The sequence below is a fragment of the Brevundimonas sp. Soil_N_31 genome (assembly GCF_057655995.1).
On record NZ_JBDGLE010000003.1, the window covers coordinates 25,860 to 46,958 of the forward strand.

Genomic DNA, 21,099 nt, shown 5'->3' on the forward strand with positions numbered 1-21,099 from the left:
TCCTTCAGGCGTCCACGGCGCGGTCGACCAGGTTGGGATCGGGCGGGCCGTCGTCGTGGCCGTTCGCGCCGATGGGGGCGGCGAAGCAGACGCTGGCGCCTTCCTCCGCCGTCGACACCGCCTGACGGAAGGCGCCGAACAGTTCGCGGCCATAGCCCCAGGACGAGCCCTCGGCATGGGCGCGCGAGCGCGTCGCCGCCGGGCGCGCTGCCATGTCGCCGATCCCCACGGTGGTCAGCACCCCCGCCTCCGGATCCAACCGGATCACGTCGCCGTCGCGCACGCGGGCCAGGGGGCCGCCCGCCAGGGCCTCGGGGCTGACGTGAATGGCGGCGGGCGTCTTGCCGCTGGCGCCCGACATGCGGCCGTCGGTGACGAAGGCGACCTTGAAACCCTTGTCCTGCAGCACGGATAGAGCCGGCGACAGGCTGTGCAGTTCGGGCATCCCATTGGCGCGCGGTCCTTGGAAGCGCAGCACTACCACGACATCGCGGTTCAGCTTGCCGTCCTTGAAGGCTTGAAGCGCATCTTCCTGCGTTTCGAACACGGCGGCGGGAGCCTCGACGATGCGGTTCTCAGGCTTCACCGCCGAGATTTTGATGACCGCCCGGCCCAGATCGCCCTGCACCAGCCGCAGGCCTCCCTCGCGGTCGAACGGATCCGAGGCGGGGCGCAGGATGCTCAGGTCCAGACTCTCCTTCACCGCGTCGCGCCAGACCAGTGCGCCGTCCTCCAGCCGGGGCTCCTTGAAATAAGGCTCGAGCCCTTGGCCCATGATGGTGGTCACGTCGGCGTGCAGGTTGCCTGCCTCGACCAGTTCGCGGGTGACGAAGGCGACCCCGCCCGCCGCCTGAAAGGCGTTCACATCGGCCGACCCGTTCGGATAGACTCGCGCCAGCAGCGGCGTGACCGAGGACAGCTGGTCCATGTCGGTCCAGTCGATCAGCACGCCCGCCGCCCGCGCCATGGCGACCAGATGGATGGCGTGATTGGTCGAGCCGCCGGTAGCCAGTAGGGCGACGATCATGTTGACGATGGTCTTCTCCGACACGACGTCGGCCATGCGCCCGCGCCCTTCGCGCGCCAGTTCGATCGCCCGCTGGGCCGCCGCCGCCGTCAGGGCGTCGCGCAGGCCGGTGTCGGGATGGACGAAGGCGGTCGAGGGCAGGTGCAGCCCGGCGATCTCCATCATCATCTGGTTCGAGTTGGCCGTGCCGTAGAAGGTGCAGGTGCCGGGCGAGTGATAGCTGGCGATCTCGCTTTTCAGCAGTTCGGCGCGGTCGATCAGGCCTTGGGCGTACTCGGCGCGGACGCGGGCCTTCTCGGCGTTGGGAAGACCGCTGGGCATCGGCCCGGCCGGGGCGAAGACGATGGGCAGGTGTCCGAACGCCAGCGCCCCCATGAACAGCCCCGGCACGATCTTGTCGCACACCCCCAGCATCAGGGCGGCGTCGAAGGCGTCGTGGGTCAGGGCCACCCCTGTGGACATGGCTATGACGTCGCGGCTGAACAGGCTCAGCTCCATGCCGGGGCGCCCTTGGGTGACGCCGTCGCACATGGCCGGGGTTCCTCCCGCCACCTGGGCCGTGGCGCCGACCTCGCGCGCGGCCTTGCGGATGATCTCCGGAAAGCGCTCGAACGGCTGATGCGCCGACAGCATGTCGTTATAGGCGGTGACGACGCCGAGGTTCGGCTGGGCGCCGGTCATGGCGGTCAGTTTGTCCGCCACCGTCTGCCCGGCGAAGGCGTGGGCCCAGTTGGCGCACGACAGCTTGGCCCGTCCGGACCCCGATCCCGTCGCTGCGTCCATGCGGCGCAGATAGTCGGCGCGGGTCTTGCGGCTGCGTGCGATTATGCGGGCGGTGACCTCGGCCATCACGGGATTGAGCGCCATCAGTCGGCCTCCGTCCAGATTACTTCAAGGGGGGCGTTCGCCGCGATCAGGGCGGCGATGGGGCTGACGGCCGGATCGCCCGCCGCCTCGCGCTCGAACACAGCGCGCTTCTTGGCCCCGGTCAGGGCCAGCACCACGCACCGCGCCGAGACCAGCCACGGCAGATTGAGCGTCAGCCGCTCCTGCGGCGGCGCCGCGCCGTCGCGCCCGGCGGGCACGCCGTAGACGGCGGGTTTCAGGCTGGGCGTCAGCAGGGTGGTCAGCGTCGGACTACCCGGAAACATGGAGCAGATATGCCCGTCCTCGCCCATGCCCAGCAGGACGGCGTCCAGCGGGCGGCCCTCGGCGTCCAGCGCCTGAGAGGCGAGGGCGGCGGCGCGATCCACCGTCACGGCGGGGCTGTAGAGGGGGATGAACCGCGCGGCGGCGGCCGGGCCGGTCAGCAGGGTGTGTTTCAGCAAGGCCGCGTTCGAGTCCGGCGACGTTTCGGGCACATAACGCTCATCCACCAAGGTCGCGGTGACCCTGGCCCAGTCGAGATCGGCCTGCGCCAACCGCGCATAGCTGGGCGATGGAGTCGACCCGCCCGATCCGGCGAACAGGGCGCGCCCGTCAACGGCCAGCGCATCCGCCAGCGCTCCGGCCAGCCGGTCGGCGGCGGCCTCGGCCCAGGCCTCGTGGGTGGGAAGGGGCTGGATCATGCCGACACGCACCTTCTCCCCTCGGGGGAGAAGGTGGCCTGCGGAGCAGGACGGATGAGGGGGACGCCGGATGCGGACACAACATCAAAGGTTGAGCGGTTAGACACAGCCCCCTCATCCGTCTCGCTCCGCGAGCCACCTTCTCCCCCGAGGGGAGAAGGAAGAGTGTTGGCGTTTCTCATCGCACGTTCCACTTCCGCCCCGTGCGCGACAGCAGCACGTCCGCCGCCTCCGGCCCCCAGCTGCCCGCCGCATAGTCCAGCGGCCGACACTCGCGACACGTCCAGGCGTCCGCCACCTCATCGACCCATTTCCAGGCCTGTTCCGCCTCGTCTCGCCGCACGAACAGGGTGGAGTCGCCGTTGAGGGCGTCCAGCAGTAGCCGCTCATAGGCGACGCGGCGGCGCGGCGGCGCGGCGTCCTTGCCGTCTTGCCCCCACGACAGGCTCATCCGGATCGGTTGAAGCTGCATGCGCTGCTCCAGCCCCGGCCTCTTGTTCATCACCGACAGGGAGATGTCCTCGTCCGGCTGAAGCTCGATCACCAGCCGGTTGTCATAGATGTCGCCGCGCTCTCCGTGGCCGAAGATGGAGTGGGGCACCGGCTTGAACTGGATGACGATCTCGGTGCGCTTTTCGGCCAGCCGCTTGCCGGTGCGCATGAAGAAGGGCACGCCCGCCCAGCGCCAGTTGTCGATGTCGGCGCGGATGGCGACGAAGGTCTCGGTATCCGACGGCTGGCCGCGTTCGGTTTCATAGCTTTCGACCGGGCGGCCCTCGACCTCCCCGGCCGTATACTGGCCGCGCACGGTCACGCGCTCGGCGTCCTCGGCCATGACGGGGCGAAGCGAGCGCAGCACCTTCACCTTCTCATTGCGCACCGAGTCCGGGTCCAGATCGCTGGGCGGCTCCATCGCCACCAGACACAACAGCTGCAGCATATGATTCTGCACCATGTCCCGCAGGGCGCCGTACTCGTCGTAATAGGGCCAGCGGTCGCCGACGCCGACCGTCTCTCCGACCGTGATCTGCACATGGTCGATGGTCAGATTGTTCCACAAAGGCTCGAAGATGGCGTTGCCGAAGCGCAGGGCGATCAGGTTCTGCACCGTCTCCTTGCCGAGGTAGTGGTCGATGCGGAACACCTGCCGCTCGTCAAAGGCGTCGGCCACGGCGTCGTCGATTTCGCGGAAGCTTTCCAGATCGCGCCCGACCGGCTTCTCCAGCACGATGCGGTCGTTCTTCTCGGCCAGGCCTGCCGCCTTCATGGCCGTGACGATGCGGCCGTAGAGGGACGGCGACACCGCCAGGAAGGCCGTGATCGCGCCCTCGCCGCAGCGCGCCTTCAACGGCTTCAGGCTTTCGGCGTCGGTGGCGTCGACGGCCATGTATTCCAGCCGTTCAGTCAGTCGGCGCCAGCCGGCCTCGCTCCAGGCGTCGTCGGCCTCGGCGCGGGGCTGCACCGCCTCGCGCATCCGGTCGAGATAGGCCCCGGTCGTCTCTTCGGTGCGGGCGGCGGCGATGATCTTCAGCCCGTCCGGCAGCAGGCCGTCGTGATCCAGAAAATACAGCGACGGCAACAGCATCCGCATGGCGAGGTCGCCCCCGCCTCCGAACAGTATCAGCGCCGCCATCCAGGTCTCCTTCGTCCGAGGCCGACCCGCACAGCGGGCCGTCAGCCTTGATCTGTAGCCGGTTCCGCCCTCCGGGCCAGAACGTCCAGCACGTCCTGGAACATCATGTCACGCGCGCGCAGAAGCACCAGCAGGTGATAGATCAAATCCGCCGCCTCGCTGGCGAGTTCCGCATTATCTCCCGCCGCCCCGGCCAGGGCCGTCTCGACGCCCTCTTCCCCGACCTTCTGGGCGGCGCGTTTGGGGCCCTGGGCGATCAGGCGGGCGGTCCAGCTGTCATCGGGATCAGCCTGGGCGCGAACGTGAATGGTGCGCTCCAACCGCCCGATGCGGCCCAGCCCCGGCGCGTCCTCCTCGCCGAAACAGCTGATGCGGTTCAGGTGGCAGGCGTTTCCGACCGGGCGCACCTTCACCATCACGGCGTCGCCGTCGCAGTCGGGCGTCACCGAGACGACGTTGAGGAAGTCGCCCGACGTCTCGCCCTTCCTCCACCGCCCGCCGCGCGAGCGCGAGAAGAAGGTGGCCTGCCCGCTATCCAGCGTCTCGCGCAGCGCCGCCTCGTCCATATAGGCCAGCGTCAGCACCTGAAGGGTGTCGGCGTCCTGCACCACGGCCGGGATCAGCCCGCCGCCCTTGGCGAAGTCGATGGAGGTGATGTCGAGGTTCATCTTCCTTCTCCCCTCGTGGGAGAAGGTGGGCGCCGGAGGCGCTCGGATGAGGGGGCGGTGTCCGCAGGCGCGAGGATCAAGGGTGAGGCAGGCCTCCCCCTCATCCGTCTCGCTCCGCGAGCCACCTTCTCCCACGAGGGGAGAAGGAAACCTATGGTCGTCATATCCTCACCTCCACGCCCTGCGCATCCAGATACCGCTTCAGCTCCGGCGCCGCGATCGCGCCCGAGTGAAACACGCTGGCCGCCAGCGCGCCTGAAACATCGGCCTCCACGAACACATCGCGGAAATGCTCCACCGCCCCCGCTCCGCCGGACGCCACCAGCGGAATGGTCAACCGCCGCCGAGCCTTAGCCAGCTGGCGCACGTCATAGCCGCGCCGCACCCCGTCCTGATCGATGCAGTTCAGCACGATCTCGCCGGCGCCCAGCCCTTGCGCCTCGACGATCCACTCCATCGTCAGCCGCCCGGCGCCGCGGCGCGCATTCGGATCGCCGGTGTATTGATGCACCCGCCATTCGCCGTCCTGAAAGGCGCTGTCGACGCCGACGACGACGCACTGGCGTCCCAGCCGCTGCGCCATCTCGCCGATCAGTTCGGGCCGCTCCAGCGCGGGGGAGTTGATCGACACCTTGTCCGCTCCGTGGTCGAGGCACCGCGCCGCCTGCTCCACCGTGCGGATGCCGCCCGCCACGCAGAAGGGAATGTCGAGCAGCCGGGCGATGTCCTGCACCCAGCCATAGTCCAGCGTCCGCCCCTCGGGGCTGGCTGTGATGTCATAGAAGACCAGTTCGTCCGCGCCCTGATCGCGATAGCGCGCGGCCAGTTCGGCGGCGTCGCCCATGTCGACGTGGCCCTCGAACCGCACGCCCTTGACCACGCGGCCGTCCTTCACGTCGAGGCAGGGGATGATGCGTCTAGCGGTCATTGGCCGAGACCGGAGCCATGTTCACGGCCTTGATGGCTTCGGCCACGGTGAAGCGGCCGGCGTAGAGGGCGCGGCCGGTAATGGCCCCGGCGCAGCCGATCGCCTTGGCGGCGATCAGGTCGTCCAGACTGGCCGCCCCGCCTGAGGCTTGAATCTCCAGGTCAGGCCGACGGCGAACGGCCTCGGACAGCAGCTCTTGGTTCAGGCCGGTCAGGGCGCCGTCGCGACCGACGTCGGTGATCAGGATGTGGCGCAGCATCCCGACCGGATAGCGGTCCAGCACGCTCCACAGATCCACGCCCGACGACTGGGTCCAGCCCTTCAGGGCGGGCACGGGCAGGCCGTCCTCGTAGCGGACGTCCAGGGCCAGGGCGATGACGTCGGGGCCGAACTGCTCCAGCCATTTCAGCACCTGATCCGTGTCGGTGACGGCCAGCGAGCCGATGACGACACGACTGATCCCGGCGCCCAGCAGGTGCTCGATATCCCTTGCCGAGCGGACGCCGCCGCCCGACTGGACCTTGATGTGCACGGCCCGGGCCATGTCGCCGATCAGTTCATATTGACGCGCCTCGCCTGCCTTGGCCCCATCCAGATCGATGACGTGAATCCACTCGGCGCCCTCGGCGGCAAAGGCCGCCAGCCGGTTGGCGGGGTGGGAATCATAGCGGGTCACGTGATTGAAATCGCCGTGCAACAGGCGAACCGCATGGCCCTCGATCAGGTCAATGGCGGGATAGATGATCACGCGGGCAACTCCAGGAAGTTCTTCAAGATACGCGCGCCGAGCGCGGCCGACCGTTCCGGGTGGAACTGGCAGCCCCAGCGGTTGGCGCTGTTGACCACGGCGGGCACGGGCGCGCCATAGTCGGCGGCGGCGAGGGTCGCCGGACCGTCGGGGCAGACGAAGCCGTGGACGAAATAGGCCCAGTCGCCGTCTTTCACCCCGTCCAGCAGCGGGTCGTCGCGACGGATCGTCAGGCGGCTCCACCCCATGTGGGGCGAGGGGCGCGACGGGGCGGGAAGGATGGCCTCGACCCGGCCGGGGATCAGCCCCAGCAGGTCGGCCCCGCCATCCTCTGCGCTGGCGTCGAACAGCAGCTGCTGGCCCAGGCAGACGCCCAGCAGCGGGCGCGGAAACCGGCGCAGCGGTTCGATCAGGCCCAACGCCTTCAGCCGCTGCATGGCGTAACCGGCCGCGCCGACGCCGGGCAGGATGACTCTTTCGGCTTCGGCCACATCGGCCGGATCGTCGGTGATCCGCACCCGCGCGCCTAGCCGCTCCAGCGCGAACCGCACCGAGGCGACATTGCCCGAGCCGTAACCGATCAGGGTGACGTTCATCGCCCTTCTCCCCTCGTGGGAGAAGGTGGCTCGCGGAGCGAGACGGATGAGGGGGCTGTGTCCGCGCACGAGATGGAGGAGGGCGAAGCCAGCACACCCCTCATCCGAGCGCCTCTGGCGCCCACCTTCTCCCACAGGGGGAGAAGGAAAGCCGTCGCCTTCATCACAGCACCCCCTTTGTGCTGGGCACCACATCGCCCTCGACCCGGATCGCCTGACGCAGCGCGCGGCCCAGCGCCTTGAACACGGCCTCGGTCTTGTGGTGGTCGTCGTCGCCGGTGACGCGGACATGGACCGCCGCGCCCAGATTCTCGGCCAGCGACCGCACGACGTGCGCCGTCAGATCGGTGCGGTAGTCGCCCAGCATCGGTGTGGCGAACGTCCCCTCGAACACCGGATAGGGCCGTCCCGACAGGTCGATCGACACCGCCGCCTCGGCCTCGTCCATCGGCAGGACGAAGCCGTAGCGGCCGATGCCGCGCCGCTCGCCCAGCGCCTGTTTCAGCGCCTGACCCAGCGCAATGGCGCAGTCCTCGATCGTGTGGTGCGGGTCGATGTGCAGGTCGCCTTCGCACGACAGGCGGATGGAGAATCCGCCGTGCGCTGCCACCTGTTCGATCATGTGGTCGAAGAAGCCGACGCCGGTTTCGATTTTCACCGGCCCGGCGCTGTCCAGATCGACGGCGCAGACGATGCGCGTCTCCTTGGTGTCGCGGATGGCCTGACCGGTGCGGTTGCGCCGCCCGCCGGGGGTGGCGGCGCCGAGCGCTGCCAGCAGGCGGTCGTTGACCTCGGGCTTCAGCGAGAGGGGCAGCCGCACCCGCTCGCCGGCCAGATCGGCGCGCAATCCGTAGCGGCGCAGGGCCTCGAGCGCGCCCTCCGGATCGGAGGGTCTGGCGACGATCACCGGCCCCACCCCGGCCTCCAGCGCCATGATGCGCGACAGGGCCTCCGCGACGCGGATGCGCTCGCGGCGCACGGCGCTGATGCGTTCGGCCGTCTCCATCATCCGCGACGAGTCCAGCGCCTGTATCGCCAGCCGCACCGAGACTTCGGGCAGGGCGTAGGGCTCCAGCGCCTCAGCCAGCCGCGCCAGCGTCTGTCCTTGCGCGACCGCCGCCCCGACCCGCGCCCCGGCCAGCCCATAGGCCAGCGACAGGCTGCGCAGCACGATCAGGTTGGCGTGGTCCTTCACCACGGCGGCGGCCGAGGGGGCGTCGGTGAACTCGACCAGTCCCTCGTCCACGACCAGCAGGGCCGGGGCGACGCGCTCGGCCATCTCGGCCACGGCCTCGGGCGAGCCGAGGGCGCGGATGACCACGGCGGCGGTCTCAGCGTCAGCAGCCGGGCGGGCGTAGAGGGCGGCCAGTTGCGTATAGGGCTCGGCGTCGGGCGCCTGCACCTTCAGCCCGTCGCGCGCGGCCAGGCGCCAGATCAGCTCCAGCCCATGCGTCAGCCCGCGCGTCGGCAGCACCTGATCGGCGTCGACGCCATAGAGCGCGGCCATACGGGCCGCCAGCGCAGCGGGCTCCGCCGGATAGCGCTCGAGGCCGTCGCCGCCAGAGACGAGCGGCGGATAGGGGGCGGGCAAGCTCATGACCCTTCTCCCCTCGTGGGAGAAGGCAGCCTGCACAGCGAGACGGATGAGGGGGCTGTGTCCGCGCACACGACGGAGGAGGGCGAAGCCAGCACACCCCTCATCCGAGCGCCTCCGGCGCCCACCTTCTCCCTCAAGGGGAGAAGGACGAGGTTGTTGGTCATCCGGCGCTCCTCAGATCGGCGGCTCTGGCGTGGGCCTCCAGCCCCTCCAGCCGGGCCAGGGCGGCGGCGACGGGGGCCAGTGCGGCGGCGCCCTGTTCGCTGACGGTCTGCACCGACATGGCCGTCATGAAGCTGGCGGTGGTCACCCCGCCCAGCGTCCGCGCCGCGCCGTCGGTCGGCAGGACGTGGCTGGGCCCCGCCGCATAGTCGCCCAACGTCTCGGCCGCCCAGCGTCCGACGAAGACCGCCCCCGCCGCGCTGATCCGCTCGACCAGCCGTTCGGCTTCTTGCGTCTGGATCGACAGGTGTTCGGGACCATAGAGGTTCGCCACCTCGCACGCCTCGGCCATGTCGCGCACGCGAATGGCGCGGGCCTCGGCCAGCGAGGCGCAGGCGATGGCGGCGCGCGGCAGGCTGTCGACCTGACGTTCGACCTCGGTGATGATCTCGCTCAGGGCCGTGCCGCTGTCGGACACGAGGATCACCTGGGCATCGGCGTCATGTTCGGCCTGGCTGAGCAGGTCCGCCGCGACGATCTCGAAATCAGCGTCGCGGTCGGCGATGACCAGCAGTTCCGACGGCCCCGCAGGCAGATCGCAGACCGGGCCGCCGGGCAGGCCCGAGGCGTAGCGCTTGGCCTCGGCCACATAGGCGTTGCCGGGGCCGAACAGCTTGTCGACCGGTTCGATGACGCCGTCTTCCAGTTCGGCGCCGAAGGTCAGGGCGGCGATGGCCTGCGCCCCGCCCAGCAGCCACAGCTCGTCCAGCCCCGCCTCTGCGGCGGCGGCGATCATGGCCGGGTGGACCGAGCCGTCCTTGGACGGCGGCGTCACGGCGACGCGCCGCCCGACCCCGGCCACGTCCGCCGGTATGGCCAGCATCAGCAGCGATGAAAACAGCGGCGCCGTTCCGCCCGGAACGTAGAGCCCCGCCGAGCCGATGGGCCGCCAGACCAGCTTCGACTTCACGCCGGGCGTCGTCTCGATGAAGGGCGTGTCCTCGGGCTTCGTCGCCTGATGGAAGACGCGAACATTGTCGGCGGCGACGCGCAGGGCGCGGGCGGCGGCGGGCGGCAGGTCGCGGCGGGCCTGGGCGGCGGCCTCGGTGACGGCGATGCGGCGCGGGGCGGCGCCGTCCAGTCGGGTCGCCCAGTCGGTCACGGCCTCGCCGCCGCGCGCCCGCACGTCGTCGAAAATCTCGCGCACCACGCTGGAGACGAAGCCCTCGGTGCGGCGCTGCGGGCGGGCCAGGGCGGCTTTGCGTCCGGCGGCGTCGAGTTGGTTCCAGTCGATACGCTTCATCACATCATCTTCTCGATGGGCAGGACCAGGATGGCCGAAGCCCCTTCCGCCTTCAGTTTCTCCAACGTCTCCCAGAAGACCGCCTCCTGACAGACGGCGTGGACGGCCACGGCGTCGTCGCGCCCCGACAGGGGCATGACGGTCGGCGACCCTGCGCCGGGCAGCAGGGCGGTGATCCGGTCCAGCGCCGCGCGCGGCGCGTTCAGCATTACGTATTTGGCCCCTTGCGAGGACACCACGCCCGCCATCCGCTCAACGATGGAGTCCAGCAGGTGCTGAAGCCCAGCCTCGGGCGGCGTCGGCGCCTTGATCAGCATGGCCTGACTGTCGAGCACCGTCTCGCGCGCGCTAAGGCCGTTCGCCTCCAGCGTCGCGCCGGTCGAGACCAGATCACAGATGGCGGCGGCCAGCTTCAGCCGCGGCGCCACCTCGACCGCGCCGCGCATGATGACGATGTCGGCCTGGACGCCCGCCTCATCCAGAAAGCGGCGTAGGATCCTGGGATAGGAGGTGGCGATCCTCAGGCCCTGCAACGACGACGGTCCGGCGTAGTCCAGCCCCGGCGGCGTCGCGATCTTCAGCGTGCAGCGGCCGAAGCCCAGCGGCATGACGACCTCTGCGTTCGGCCCGCCGTTCCTGACCTCTTCCAGCACATTCTCGCCGACGATACCCAGATCACAGACCCCGTCCGCCACGAAGGTCGGGATGTCGTCGTCGCGCACCCGCAGTAGGTCGATCGGATAGTTCTCGATCCGATACAGCAGGTCGTTGTTGCCCTTGATCACGCGCAGGCCCGCATCGCGGACCAGATCGAGGCTGCGTTCGGCCAGACGGCCGGATTTCTGGACGGCGATGCGCAGCCGCCCCTGAACCGTACTCATGATCTCAACTCAGGCTTTCAGTCTGTCCAGCACCAGCCGGTAGCCCTGGTGCGGCATGTCCTTCAGGGAGCGCGCGACACGCACCACGGTGGTCGGGCTGGCCGGAGCCTCGGCGGCGATCTCGCGATAGGTCTTGTCCCCGGCGTCCAGCATCCGCGCCACCTGCCACCGCTCGGCCATGGCGCGCAGCTCGGCCGGGGTGCACAGGTCGGCCAGGAAGGCGTCCGCCTCCGCTCGCGTCTTCAGCGAGAGCAGGGCGTCCAGCAGGGCGATTTTGGCGGCGTCGGTGCTCATGGCGCGTTCCATTATGCTGTAACAATGGAACGGTCAACCCGCTTTCCGATCTGTCGCGTGGGGAATGGGTGCAAAGGCGGTGGCGCTTCGCTTCCGGCGTCTCTATCTGCGCTGTCATGAGCAAGGTAGTGATCATCGGCGCGGGACACGCGGGGGGCTCGGCGGCGGCGCTGCTGAGGCAGTATGGGTATGAGGGCGAGATCGTCCTGGCGGGGCAGGAGAACGCGCCGCCCTATCAGCGGCCGCCTCTGTCGAAAGCCTGGCTGAAGGGGGAGGCGGGTCTGGAAGACCTGCTGCTGCGTCCCAAGAGTTTCTACGCCGAGCAGGACATCGTCCTGCGCACCGGCGTCACGGCGAGCGCCATCGACGCAGGCGCCAGAACCGTGGCCTTCGCCGATGGAACGGTCGAGACCTACGACGTGCTGATCCTGGCCACCGGCTCGACGGCCCGCAAACTGACCATCCCCGGCGCGGACCGGCCCGATCTGCTGGAGCTGCGCACCCTCGATGACGCCGAGCGGCTGAAGGCCGTGCTTGCGCCTGGCAAGCGGCTGGCGGTGGTCGGCGGCGGCTATGTCGGGCTGGAGGCGGCGGCCTCGGCCCGCGCCCTGGGCGCCGAGGCGGTGGTGATCGAGCGCATGGACAGGGTGCTGGCCCGCGTGGCGTCGCAGCCCCTGTCGGCCTTCTTCACCGACCTGCACAGGAAACACGGCGTCGAGATCCTGACCGGCGTCGAGGTCGCTGGGTTCGAGGATGCGGGCGTGCGCCTGGCGGACGGGACGCTGATCGCGGCGGACGCGGTGCTGGTCGGCGTCGGCGCCTTCGCCTGCGAGGCCCTGGCGCGCACGGCGGGGCTGGACTGCGCTGACGGCGTGGTGGTCGATGAGGCGGCCTGCACCAGTGATCCGAACATCTACGCCGTCGGCGATGTGACGCGGCGGCCGATCCCGGTCCACGGCGGCGTCATGCACCGGCTGGAGAGCGTGCCCAACGCGCTTGAACAGGCGAAGCAGGCGGCCTCGGCCATCGTCGGCCGCGCGGCCCCGGCGCCGGAAGTGCCGTGGTTCTGGTCCGATCAGTATGACGTCAAGCTGCAGATCGCGGGCGTGCCTTTCGACGCTGATCGCCAGCTGGTGCGCGGCGATCCGGCCGGCGGCGCCTTCTCCGTCTTCCATCTGAGTGGAGAACGCATCGTGGCGGTGGAAGCGGTCAACGCCCCCGCCGACTTCATGGGCGGGCGTCTGCTGATCGGAAAGGCGGCGCCGGTAGACGACGCCCTGCTGGCCGATCCGACGGTATCGATCAAGGCGGTCGCCAAGCCCCAGGTGTGACCTGCGTGTGACACCTGTTCCGCAAGTGCGATTTAGTCGCAAGAGTCAGATTGTCGCACCCTGAAATGGTGCTAATGCGAGCCGGTCTCATTCATTGACCGGTTCCTCCCCATGTCCGACACTCGCTCCGCCGCCCTCAAGGCGCTTCTGTTCGCGTCCAGCGCCGCCGGGATGCTGTGCGCCGCGCCCGCGATCGCGGCGGCTGACGAGGCCGCGCCCGCCGATGGGGTGATCAGTCAGGACGCCACAAACCTGGGCACGGTGGACGTGCACGGCCATCGCGTGAAGCGCGAGCCGAAGGATCCGCAGTTCGTCACGCCTCTGGTCGATACGCCGCGCACCGTGACGGTGATCCCGCAGCAGATCATCGAACAGACGGCCGCCACCTCGCTGCAGGACATCCTGCGCACTTCGCCGGGCATCACCTTCGGCGCTGGCGAGGGCGGCCAGCCCCTGGCCGACCGGCCCTTCATCCGCGGTCAGGCCTCGGGCAACAACATCTTCGTCGACGGCATCCGCGACACCGGCGGCCAGCAGCGCGAGGTCTTCAACCTGGAGCAGGTCGAGGTCATCAAGGGCGCCGATTCCGTTTACTCGGGCCGGGGTTCGGGCGGCGGCAGCATCAATCTGGGCTCCAAGTCGCCGCGTCTGACCAACTTCGTCCATGGCTCGGCCGGCGTCGGCACGGACGACTATCTGCGTGGCACGGTGGACGCCAACTGGCAGGTCGGGCCGACCGCCGCCATGCGCCTGAACGTCATGGCTTCGCAGGGCGATGTGCCGGGTCGCAACGGCGTCGATTTCGACAAGTGGGGCGTCGGGGCTGCGGTCGCCGTGGGTCTGGGCACGCCGACGACGCTGACGGCCAGCTACTACCATCTCGACAGCAATCAGACGCCCGACTACGGCGTCCCGCTCTACACCAAGCTGGGTGGGGCGAACGCGCCGCGTCCGGACGCCTCGGGCATCCTGGACGTGCCCTATGACAGCTTCTACGGCCTGAAGGCGCGCGACTATCTGAACAATACGGTCGACAGCCTGACGCTGGAGGTCGAGCATCGCTTCAGCGACACCCTGGCCCTGCGCAACGTCACCCGCTACTCGCAGACGCTGAACGACTATGTCGTCACCAACCCCGGCGACGGCGGCGCGGCCCAGCAGATCAACGGCGTCTGGTGGATGAAGCGGGGCCTGAAGTCGCGCTGGAACCCGGCCGAGACCCTGGCCAACGTCACCGACCTGCACGGCTCCTTCCTGACCGGTTCGATCAAGCACGACTTCGACGTCGGTCTGGAGCTGTCGCGCGAGAAGAACCGCAACGCCTCCTATACGGTCACGACCCTGACCGGCGCGGCCTGCCCGGCGCCGCTGACGGGGCTGGACTGCACCCAGGTCTATGCGCCGAACCCGAACGATCCGTGGACGGGTACGATCACGCGCGGTCTGGTCAGCACGACCGACACGGATTCCGTGGGAGTCTACGCCTTCGACGCCATTCACCTCAACGACAAGCTGATCGTGAACCTGGGCTTGCGCTGGGACGATTACTCGGTCGACGCGGTCAACGCCTCGGGCACGGTTTCGACGCCGGTCTACAAGCCGGTCAGCAGCGGCTGGGACTTCGTCAATTATCAGGTCGGCCTGGTTTACAAGCCGACGGCGAACAGCAGCATCTACGCCTCCTATTCCACGGCCTCGACGCCGCCGACCATTTCGGCCGGCGATCAGAACGGCGGCACGGGGACGGGATCGGGCGATCTGGCCAATGTCGTGCTGGATCCGGAAGAGACCGAAAACTTCGAGATCGGCGCCAAAGCCAATCTGTTCGGCGACCGCCTGGCGCTCAGCGGCGCCCTGTTCCACCTGACGCGCAAGAACGCGGCCATCCTGATCTCCGGCTCCGACTATGAGCAGGTCGGCGAAGCTAAGGTCCAGGGCCTGGAACTGGGCGTGTCGGGCAACGTCACCGAAAAGTGGCAGGTCTTCGGCGGCTACACCTGGATGGATTCCGAACTGGTCAACGGCGCGGTCAACAAGGGCGCGCAACTGGCCAATACGCCCGAGCACAGCGCCAGCCTGTTCACCACCTATCGCGTCCTGCCGAAGCTGAGCCTGGGCGGCGGCGTCTACTACGTCTCCAAGTCCTGGGGCGGGAACCAGGGCGGCGCCGGCGGCGGCGCCAACCGCGTCTATGCGCCGGAATACACCCGCGTCGACCTGTTCGCCTCCTACGACATCAGCGACCGCGCCTCGGTGCAGTTGAACGTCCAGAACGCCGCGGATGAGGAGTACATCATCCGCACCAACGGCGTGCACCACGCCGATGTGGCCCCGGCGCGCCAGGCCATCCTGACGCTGAACGTCCGCTACTAAGAGGCCGCGTTTCGCGTCATCATGTCGGCCCCGTCGTTCGTTCGAGCGGCGGGGCCGATGCGTTTCCAGACGGTGAGAGAGCCATGCTGCTGCATATCCCCGAAGTCTTCACCAAGGCCGAGGTGAAGGCCCTGCGCCAGACGCTGGACGCCGGACCCTGGGCCGACGGCAACATGACCTCGGGCCATCAGTCGGCGACGGCCAAGCGCAATCAGCAACTGCCCGAGGACAGCGCCCAGGCGCGCGAGGTGTCGGCGCTGGTCGTCCAGGCGCTGAACGCCAATCCGATGTTCGTCTCGGCCGCCTTGCCGCACACGATCTTTCCGCCCCTATTCAACCGCTATGAGGGCGGCGGGGAGTTCGGCACCCACGTCGACAACGCCATCCGCCAACGCAACGGCCATCGCATTCGCAGCGATCTGTCGGCCACCCTCTTCCTGTCGGAGCCTGAGGATTATGACGGCGGCGAACTGATCATCGAGGAGATGTACGGCGCCCAGTCGGTCAAGCTGCCGGCGGGCGATCTGGTTCTCTATCCGTCCAAGAGCCTGCACCGGGTGACGCCGGTCACGCGCGGGGCGCGCGTCTCCAGCTTCATGTGGCTGCAGAGTCTGATCCGCGACGACGCCGACCGCGAGAACCTGTTCCGCCTCGACGTGGCGATCCAGCGGGTGAATCTGGACAAGGGGCCGAAGGATGCGGCCGTGATCGAACTGACCGGCGTCTATCACAACCTTCTGCGGCGCTGGTCCGAGGTGTGACGCCTCGGCGCGCTCAGGCCGCCTGCGCCGCCTCGCTGCGCGACAGGACTAGGCGGACGGCGTTCAGCAGGGCCTCGGGCTGGATCGGTTTCTGGGCCACGCCGTCCATGCCCGCCGCCAGATAGTTCGCCTCGTCGCGCGGATCGGCGTTGGCGGTCAGGGCCAGAATGGGCAGGGTTGCGACCGGGCCGGGCAGGGCGCGGATCGCCCGCGTCGCCGCCACCCCGTCCATCACCGGCATCTTCACATCCATCAGGATCAGGTCGAACGGCGCAGCAGCTGCGCGCTCCACCGCCTGCCGGCCGTTCTCGGCGGTCTCGTGGGTGCAGCCGAACAGCTCCAGCACCTTGCCCGCCACGAAGCGGTTGGCGGCGTTGTCGTCCACCACCAGCACATGCAGGGTCGCGTGGGCGGTCGGGTCGGCGACGGCGCCGTCTTCGCGCCGTCCGTCGGCCTCGGCCAGCGGCAGACGCAGGTCGAAGCGGAAGCGGGCTCCGCCCTGGGGTGATCGTTCGACCGCCAGGCGCCCGTCCATGCGGTCGATGATCTGGCGGCAGATGGCCAGGCCCAGACCCGCGCCCGCGCCCTGGCGGCCCGCCTCGCCGGTATTGAACGGCTCGAAGATGGCGCGCGCGGCGTCTTCGCTGACGCCGGGGCCGCTGTCGTCGACCGTGGCCGACAGGCGCACCTGTCCGTCCTCCAGCGCGGTGGTCAGGCGCACCTCGACGGCGCCGCCTTCCGTGAACTTCAGGGCGTTGCCGATCAGATTGTTGAGCAGCTGCTTCAGCCGCATCTCGTCGCCGATGATCCAGCGCGCGGCGCGCAGATCGCCGTGGACGCGCAGGTCCAGCGCCTTCTCTTCGGCGCGGGGGCTCCACAGGGCCGACAGGTCCGCCGTCACCGTCTGCAGGTCCAGCGGGGCGGGCTCCAGCGTCAGCATCCCCGCTTCGGCGCGGGACATGTCCAGCGCATCGGTCAACAGGCGCAGCAGGCTGTTTCCGGAGTCCAGGATGGTGCGGACATGGGGGCGCAGATCCTCCTGCGTCAGTTGGCGCTCCATCAGGGCGGCCACCCCCAGCACCCCGTTCAGGGGCGTGCGGATCTCATGGCTCATCACGGCCAGGAATTCGGACTTGGCCCGGCTGGAGGCGCGGGCTTCGGCCTCGGCGCGAACCAGGTTCTGGGCCAGGTCGGCCATGGCCTCGGCGCGGCGCTTGTGAATCTCCACCCCGGCCTGAAGCACGTGCAGCCCGGCGCCGACACCGACATAGCGGCCGCGCGAGACGACGATGAACCCTTTCAGCAAGGCGCCCAGCCCCGCCGTGTCCATCGAGGCGAACAGGACGTCGGCGGAGGCGTCGGCCTCGACGATCATGGGCGCCGGGTCCATCAGCGCCGAGACCGGGCGCCGGGCGTAGAGGGCGCGGCCGAACTCGGCGGCCAGCTTCAGGGTGAAGGCGTTGCGCTCGATTAGGCCGACGGGCCGCCCGTCGGCGTCGGCCACGGCGATGACCAGGGTCTCGGGCTCGGCCTCGAAACGGGCCAGGGCGTTGGCCCCCGGCGCGTCCGGCGCCATGGGCGCCGAGGCGTCCATGAAGTCTCCGATCCTGGCCATTTCCAGCCGTCTCCTGCTTCTTGCGAGAGCAGGGTTAGGCCAGGGCGCTTAACAGGCGCTTTGCCGGAAGTGAATGTTTTGCAAGGCTAATCTGACAGGTGATCCGAGAGCGGATGATCAGAGGCGCGCCAGCAGTTCGGCCGCGAAGGTCGACAGGCTGTCGTCGCGCGCGCCCATCACCACGATCCGGTCGCCGGGCTGAGCGATCTCGATGATGCGGTCGCCGCAGTCGGCGCGGGTGGCCAGGGCCTGCGCCTGACGACCCGCCGCGCGCACGCCCGCCGCGATGTCCTCGCTGCCGACGCTGCGGTCGGTGGTGCCGCCGTAATAGACCGGCTCGGGCATCAGCAGCACGTCGTCACGGCGCATCAGACCGGCGAAGCCTTCGATGAACTCGCGCTGCATCAGCTTCAGCGGGCCGAAGCCGTGCGGCTGGAACAGGATCAGCAACCGCCCGTCGAAGGCGTGCAGGGTCTTCAGCGTGGCGGCGATCTTGTCCGGGTTGTGGGCGAAGTCGTCGATGACGATGACGCCGTTTCGCGCGCCCACCACTTCCAGCCGTCGCCGGATGCCGCTGAAGGTCTCCAGCGCCGCGACCGCCTGATCCATGCCGACGCCCAGCGCCTTGACCGCGCCCAGCGCCGCCAGGGCGTTGGCGACATTGTGCGCGCCCGGCACGTTCAGCCGCGCCGCCCGCGCCGCCTCGCCGCGCACGCGCAGTTCGAACGTCATGCCGGAGGGCAGCGGTTGCAGGTCGTGCGCCGACAGATCGGCCTCTTCCTCGCCCAGGGCGAATGTGATCGCCTTGCCCGTCTCCAGCGTTTGCGCCAGCGCCGCCGTCTCGGGGTTGTCGAGGTTCAGCACCGCCGTCGTCGCCCGGCCGACGAAGCCGCCGAACAGGTCGCGCAGCTCCTCCATCGACTTGTGGTCCAGCGAGATGTTGGAGACGACCGCCACCGTCGGGTCATAGCGGGCGATGGAGCCGTCGCTCTCGTCCACTTCAGCGACGAACAGATCGGGGCCGCCGATCAGGGCGCTGGCGAACGGATGGTCGGGCGAGGCGAAGTTCTTCATCACGGCGCCGTTGACCACGGTCGGCACGCGGCCCGTCTGATCGAGGATCCAGGCGACCATGCCGGTGATGGTCGACTTGCCGCTGGTGCCCGCCACGCCGACCGAGGTCGGGGCCGCATTGAACAGTTCGCTCAGCAGTTGGGGCCGGGTCTTGATGACGGCGCCGACGCGCCGGGCGGCGCCGATGTCGGGCACCGTGTCCTCGACCGCGCCGGTGGCGACGACGACCTGATCCTTGCTGACCACGCCCGACCCGTCCTGCGGGTGCAAGGTCACGCCGTGGGCGCGCAGCCAGTCGAACTTGTCCGGCGTGCGGCCCTGATCCAGGGCGCGATCCGAGCCCGCGATGCGGTTGCCTTGCGCCTGAACGATCATCGCCAGGGGCAGCATGCCGGAGCCGCCGACGCCGCAGAAGAAATAGTCTTTGTTCATCGGCTTGATTTCAGGGCTGGAAACCGGGGAATGTCCGGCGGCCTGACTAGCACGTGAGGCGCCCGAGGCCACCCCGTCCATGCAGACCAGACCGTTCCGAATCGGCGTCGTCAACGCCAGCTCCCGCCTGGACCCCGTGCGGGGCGAGGCGATCCGGGCCTGGGCGGCGGCCCAGTGGCCGGACGGCGCGGTCGAACTGGTGCTGCATCCGGCCCTGTTCGAGGCGCACGGCCATTTCGGCGGCGACGACGCCACCCGCGCCCGCGCCTTCGTAGAGACCGCCAACGACCCCGATATCGACGCCGTCTGGTTCGCGCGCGGCGGCTACGGCGCCTGCCGCATCGCCGAGGCGGTGATCCCCGAGTTGACCGCCCACGCCTACGTCAAGCGTTACCTCGGCTATTCCGACGCGGGCAGTTTGCTGGCGGCGCTGTATCGCGCGGGCTTCCCCCATGTCGCGCACGGGCCGATGGCCTCGGACGGATCGCGCCATGACGCCACCGGACGCCGGGCGGTGAACTGGCTGCGGAGCGGCGACGCGGCGTCGCTGGAGCCGTCCCTGCTGACCGATCCTCGGCCCGCCGTCGGCTTCAACCTGACCATCCTCAATGAACTGGTCGGCACGGCGATCGAGCCGGATCTGACCGGCCACGTCCTGATGCTGGAAGAGGTGTCCGAGGCCCTCTATCGCGTCGATCGGATGATGTTCCACCTGACCGGCCAGGCCTCGATCCGCCGCGTCGCGGGCATTCGTCTGGGCCGGGTGTCGGACGTGACGGCCAATGATCCCGACTTCGGTCTGACGGCCGAGGAGATCGTTCGCTACTGGTGCGTGCGCTCCGGCATTGCCTATCTGGGCGGGGCCGACATCGGCCATGACCGGGACAACAAGGTCGTGCCCTTCGGTCGGCGCGGCTGAGGCGCGTTCAGCCCCTCAGGATCAGGCCGTCGGGCCGCGCCTCGAAGGCCGACAGCCGGCCGAGGAAGCTCATGCCCAGCAGGGCCGCAGGCATGTCGCGATCGACGACCAGGGCCTCGACCGAGGTCATCTCGACCCCCGCCACCGACAGGGAGGTCAGCAGCACCCGCGCGGCGGGCACCTGGCCCGAGGCGGTGTTCAGCGTCTGGTTGAAGTCGTGCGGTTTCAGCCGCACGCCCAGCCGTTCGGCGTCGGCGCGGCTCAGCGTCACCACGCTGGCGCCGGTGTCGACCAGCATCCGCATCGGCCGCCCTTCGACCGTCGCGTCGGCCCAATAGTGGCCGTCGGCCGCGCGCGTCACCGACGGCGCCTCCTTCAGAGCGACGGCGGCGTAGGCCTGGGCTGGGCCTTCCCACCACATCAGGGCGCCGGCGCACGCCGACGCCGACGCCAGGGCGGCGGCGAAAACGACAGCGGAGCGCGGGTCAAAGCGGATCATGAAACGGACTATGCCGCCTTGATCTTCCCATGCGGTGAAGCGACGTGGCGAACGAAAGGTTGACGATCCAGGGTCTTCATTCGCCCAGCAGGCGGGGATCGATCCGACCCTTGCGGCCCGGCAGGTCGGTCATGACGGCGGCGCGGGCCTCGTCCGTCATCCGGCTCCAGGTGGCGATCTCCTGAAGGGTGCGCAGACAGCCCAGGCACAGGCCCGAGGCGCCGTCGACGGTGCAGACCATGACGCATGGGCTGGCGACGGGGCGGGGCGGGGAAGAGGCGGGCGTGTCGGACATGGTTCGTGACGGTATCGCAACAATGAGTCCGAGGACGGACTATAATTCTTGACTTTTTCCACAGCTTCGCTATCTTCATCGTCGACGCGAAACGACTGACAGGGTGAGAGTCCCAATAAGCACGACGTGTCTTCTTTCATCGTTCAGCGAAAGGAGACGCCAAAAATGAACGAAAACAAAGAGCGCAATCTCCAGCACGCCATGCTGTCCTTCGCCCTATTCGGCGGGATGCTGGTGAACACGAAGCAGATGAACGGCGCCGGCGACCGCGTGGTCAGCCATCCGTCCAACTTCGTGCCCATAACGATCAAACGGCCGCGCGCGTAGTCGCGAGACTGGATGATCCAGCCAGAAGCCCCGGTCAGAACGACCGGGGTTTTTCAATTCCGCCCTTG

The 21,099-nt window shown here is 69.1% G+C and carries 20 protein-coding genes; 5 read left to right on the forward strand and 15 right to left on the reverse strand.

What is annotated here, in order from left to right; genetic code table 11:
• Positions 1-4: 4 nt before the first annotated feature.
• From edd to AC3A3G_RS05530, 11 genes are all read right to left on the reverse strand, one after another.
• On the reverse strand, positions 5-1,894 hold the full coding sequence (gene edd / locus AC3A3G_RS05480; protein WP_487487716.1) for a phosphogluconate dehydratase: 1,890 nt from the start codon (positions 1,892-1,894) through the stop codon (positions 5-7).
• Positions 1,894-2,595, reverse strand: a complete 702-nt coding sequence (pgl, locus tag AC3A3G_RS05485; RefSeq protein ID WP_487487717.1) for a 6-phosphogluconolactonase — start codon at positions 2,593-2,595, stop codon at positions 1,894-1,896. Before pgl ends, edd begins: the two co-directional genes overlap by 1 nt.
• Before the next feature lie 178 nt (positions 2,596-2,773).
• Complete coding sequence (gene zwf, locus AC3A3G_RS05490; protein ID WP_487487718.1) at positions 2,774-4,228, reverse strand: glucose-6-phosphate dehydrogenase; 1,455 nt, start codon at positions 4,226-4,228, stop codon at positions 2,774-2,776.
• Positions 4,229-4,269: 41 nt separating this feature from the next.
• A complete protein-coding gene (hisIE, locus tag AC3A3G_RS05495; RefSeq protein WP_487487719.1) occupies positions 4,270-4,896 on the reverse strand; it encodes a bifunctional phosphoribosyl-AMP cyclohydrolase/phosphoribosyl-ATP diphosphatase HisIE in 627 nt (208 codons plus the stop codon).
• A gap of 160 nt (positions 4,897-5,056) precedes the next feature.
• Positions 5,057-5,824 carry an imidazole glycerol phosphate synthase subunit HisF gene (gene hisF / locus AC3A3G_RS05500; protein WP_315027206.1) on the reverse strand — a complete coding sequence of 256 codons (768 nt, stop codon included), beginning with the start codon at positions 5,822-5,824 and terminating at the stop codon, positions 5,057-5,059.
• A complete protein-coding gene (hisA, locus tag AC3A3G_RS05505; protein ID WP_315027204.1) occupies positions 5,814-6,572 on the reverse strand; it encodes a 1-(5-phosphoribosyl)-5-[(5-phosphoribosylamino)methylideneamino]imidazole-4-carboxamide isomerase in 759 nt (252 codons plus the stop codon). Before hisA ends, hisF begins: the two co-directional genes overlap by 11 nt.
• Entirely contained in the window at positions 6,569-7,168 is a 600-nt protein-coding gene (gene hisH / locus AC3A3G_RS05510) for an imidazole glycerol phosphate synthase subunit HisH (protein ID WP_200168431.1), read from the reverse strand. Before hisH ends, hisA begins: the two co-directional genes overlap by 4 nt.
• A gap of 163 nt (positions 7,169-7,331) precedes the next feature.
• The gene (gene hisB, locus AC3A3G_RS05515) at positions 7,332-8,765 is read right to left on the reverse strand and encodes an imidazoleglycerol-phosphate dehydratase HisB (protein ID WP_315027201.1); all 1,434 of its coding nucleotides are present in this window, start codon (positions 8,763-8,765) and stop codon (positions 7,332-7,334) included.
• Positions 8,766-8,925: 160 nt separating this feature from the next.
• Complete coding sequence (gene hisD / locus AC3A3G_RS05520; protein WP_487487720.1) at positions 8,926-10,230, reverse strand: histidinol dehydrogenase; 1,305 nt, start codon at positions 10,228-10,230, stop codon at positions 8,926-8,928.
• Complete coding sequence (gene hisG / locus AC3A3G_RS05525) at positions 10,230-11,111, reverse strand: ATP phosphoribosyltransferase (protein WP_487487721.1); 882 nt, start codon at positions 11,109-11,111, stop codon at positions 10,230-10,232. Before hisG ends, hisD begins: the two co-directional genes overlap by 1 nt.
• 9 nt (positions 11,112-11,120) lie before the next feature.
• On the reverse strand, positions 11,121-11,417 hold the full coding sequence (locus tag AC3A3G_RS05530; RefSeq protein ID WP_411914340.1) for a YerC/YecD family TrpR-related protein: 297 nt from the start codon (positions 11,415-11,417) through the stop codon (positions 11,121-11,123).
• A 104-nt stretch (positions 11,418-11,521) separates the two neighbouring features.
• On the opposite strand from AC3A3G_RS05530, the gene AC3A3G_RS05535 reads away from it, so the two are divergent.
• From AC3A3G_RS05535 to AC3A3G_RS05545, 3 genes are all read left to right on the forward strand, one after another.
• Positions 11,522-12,736 (forward strand): NAD(P)/FAD-dependent oxidoreductase, encoded by a 1,215-nt coding sequence (locus AC3A3G_RS05535; RefSeq protein ID WP_487487722.1) that lies wholly within the window; start codon positions 11,522-11,524, stop codon positions 12,734-12,736.
• A 111-nt stretch (positions 12,737-12,847) separates the two neighbouring features.
• Positions 12,848-15,109: a TonB-dependent receptor gene (locus AC3A3G_RS05540; RefSeq protein WP_200168425.1), complete on the forward strand. Its 2,262-nt coding sequence runs from the start codon at positions 12,848-12,850 to the stop codon at positions 15,107-15,109.
• Positions 15,110-15,192: 83 nt separating this feature from the next.
• On the forward strand, positions 15,193-15,870 hold the full coding sequence (locus AC3A3G_RS05545) for a Fe2+-dependent dioxygenase (protein WP_487487723.1): 678 nt from the start codon (positions 15,193-15,195) through the stop codon (positions 15,868-15,870).
• Between the two features lie 13 nt (positions 15,871-15,883).
• On the opposite strand, the gene AC3A3G_RS05550 is transcribed toward AC3A3G_RS05545, so the two are convergent.
• Both AC3A3G_RS05550 and AC3A3G_RS05555 read right to left on the reverse strand, forming a co-directional pair.
• Entirely contained in the window at positions 15,884-17,485 is a 1,602-nt protein-coding gene (locus tag AC3A3G_RS05550; RefSeq protein ID WP_487487724.1) for an ATP-binding protein, read from the reverse strand.
• A gap of 117 nt (positions 17,486-17,602) precedes the next feature.
• Complete coding sequence (locus AC3A3G_RS05555) at positions 17,603-18,991, reverse strand: UDP-N-acetylmuramate--L-alanine ligase (protein ID WP_487487725.1); 1,389 nt, start codon at positions 18,989-18,991, stop codon at positions 17,603-17,605.
• Positions 18,992-19,070: 79 nt separating this feature from the next.
• Between AC3A3G_RS05555 and AC3A3G_RS05560 the strand changes: the two genes are divergently transcribed.
• Positions 19,071-19,910: an LD-carboxypeptidase gene (locus AC3A3G_RS05560; protein ID WP_368923773.1), complete on the forward strand. Its 840-nt coding sequence runs from the start codon at positions 19,071-19,073 to the stop codon at positions 19,908-19,910.
• 7 nt (positions 19,911-19,917) lie between these two features.
• Here the strand turns inward: AC3A3G_RS05560 and AC3A3G_RS05565 are convergent, their stop codons facing one another.
• Together AC3A3G_RS05565 and AC3A3G_RS05570 are read right to left on the reverse strand one after the other, a co-directional pair.
• A complete protein-coding gene (locus tag AC3A3G_RS05565) occupies positions 19,918-20,409 on the reverse strand; it encodes a retropepsin-like aspartic protease family protein (protein ID WP_487487726.1) in 492 nt (163 codons plus the stop codon).
• 76 nt (positions 20,410-20,485) lie between these two features.
• Entirely contained in the window at positions 20,486-20,704 is a 219-nt protein-coding gene (locus AC3A3G_RS05570) for a DUF1289 domain-containing protein (protein WP_487487727.1), read from the reverse strand.
• 165 nt (positions 20,705-20,869) lie between these two features.
• On the opposite strand from AC3A3G_RS05570, the gene AC3A3G_RS05575 reads away from it, so the two are divergent.
• Complete coding sequence (locus AC3A3G_RS05575) at positions 20,870-21,031, forward strand: hypothetical protein (protein WP_162938831.1); 162 nt, start codon at positions 20,870-20,872, stop codon at positions 21,029-21,031.
• Positions 21,032-21,099: the final 68 nt, after the last annotated feature.